Origin of the sequence: Desulfovibrio sp. 1214_IL3152, assembly GCF_036763055.1 — a bacterium.
Lineage (GTDB): Bacteria > Desulfobacterota > Desulfovibrionia > Desulfovibrionales > Desulfovibrionaceae > Desulfovibrio.
Window position 1 is genome coordinate 1 of sequence record NZ_JBAIYW010000131.1, and the last position, 1,729, is coordinate 1,729.

Consider the following 1,729-nt stretch of genomic DNA (forward strand, 5'->3'; position numbering starts at 1 on the left):
TGTTGCTGCCGCTGCGGAGACGCCGCCTGACGTGGAGCCGGTCGTTCCCATTGTCAATGTGGAGTCCGGCCTTGCCACTGTGGGGAATAACAGAACACTGTATTTTGAGCTCCTTCAGCGTTTTGTGGATCACTATGGCGACAGTCCCGCCCGTTTGCGCAGGATGCTCGAAAGCGGCAACCTCAAAGGGGCCGCGCGCATGGCGCACACGGTCAAGGGGGTGGCCGCCAACCTGGGAGTGGAGCGCATCTGCGATCTGACCCGCATGCTGGAAGAGTTTTTGCCCCACAGTCTGCCTGAGCACGCCGTGCTTGACGCTTTTGAAACGGAGATGGGGCGGGTGCTCGACTATGTGCGGAGCATGGAGCAGCATGCCTGCCGTACGGCCAGCGGTTCCGGGCATCTGGCGGAAGAGCACCGCGAGGCCCTGCTGGCCTTTCTGGATGATCTGCCCCGGCGTATGGAAACGGACTGGGGGGCAGTGGAAAGCTCGATGGAAAAGCTCTCGCTGCTGGCAGACGGCACTCCCCACGCCGAGGAGATCGCCGCCATATTGACGGCGGTCAAGGATTTTGACATGGCCGGGGCGCCTTGCCGACAGTCTGCGCGACTGTCTGCTGCGTGAGTCCGTCACGGAGGCGTAGTACATCCCGACGGCTGCTCCGGGGTGTGGATAAAACGGCGTCCCAGCCGCGAGCGCGCCCTTTTGTCCGCCGTGACATTGCCGATAAGGATTACAGATTCGTTATCCGCCTATTGATGGAGGTTTAGATATGAGCACTGCCACACCGGAAGGCGCCCTGCTTGAGCACCCGGGTGAAGACGAACACGAGGGCGACAGGCTGCAGCTTGTCACCTTTCGTATTGCCGAAGAAGAGTTCGGGGTGGATATCCTTTCCGTCCAGGAAATTATCCGGCCCATGCAGATAACTATGGTTCCGCATGCGGCGCGCTTTATAGAGGGCGTCATCAACCTGCGCGGCAAGGTTATTCCTGTCGTCAACATGCGCACCCGCTTCAATATGCCCGTGATGGAGCACAATGCCGAAACGCGCATTGTGGTGATGGAATTCAACCAGAAAATCGTGGGTTTTCTGGTTGACGGCGTTTCAGAAGTGCTGCGCATTCCTGCTTCCACGGTGGAACCTGCCCCGCCCGTTGTGTGCGGCATCGGCTCGGAGTATATCCGGGGGGTGGGAAAGCTCGACGACCGCCTGCTCATTCTGCTTGACCTCGATACATTATTGAGCGACATGAACGCCGAAGCAGGCTAGAGCGGCCGTTTGCTCTGCTGTGTGCCGTAACGGGCGAAGTTAACATGAGATATATGCTCTCGGTGTGAGCGTGTCCCGTGGCGTTTGCGCCGTGCTTTCTTTGCCTTTGTGCCGGTTGCGGCAGGGGCGGCTGTTTTTGCATGTTCTTGTCCGTGCCTCCACCGGACGAATCCGCCATTGCAGCGGTGTGCCGGGGGGCGTGGACGCGAGCATGCATGACGTTCGGCAAGTGGAATACGTAAATGTTTCACAAGGTTTTTTACGAAAATCCGTGCCGCGGGGCAGGTGCGGGCAGACTTTGCCGGCCTTCGGGCCGATCACTGGCTACCCCGCATCTTGTCGGCGGTATGTAACTGGAAACCTGCCCGCGCAGGTTCTGTAAAAATTGTCTTTTGCCCTGTTTGAAGCCGGAACCGCAGCGCTTCCGGCCCACAGGCGCATTGCGCCGCGCCGCA

At 59.5% G+C, this 1,729-nt stretch carries 2 protein-coding genes; both read left to right on the forward strand.

All coding sequences use genetic code 11. From position 1 onward, the window contains the following. Positions 1-625 (forward strand): Hpt domain-containing protein (locus tag V6C07_RS02755; RefSeq protein ID WP_333534851.1); only part of this gene is annotated, 625 nt, incomplete at its 5' end. Positions 626-773: 148 nt separating this feature from the next. Further along, entirely contained in the window at positions 774-1,274 is a 501-nt protein-coding gene (locus V6C07_RS02760) for a chemotaxis protein CheW (RefSeq protein WP_333534852.1), read from the forward strand. Positions 1,275-1,729: the final 455 nt, after the last annotated feature.

Excerpts from the sequence above, each read along its gene's own strand:
- V6C07_RS02760 (WP_333534852.1), top strand. The coding sequence starts at position 774 with ATGAGCACTGCCACACCGGAAGGCGCCCTGCTTGAGCACCCGGGTGAA.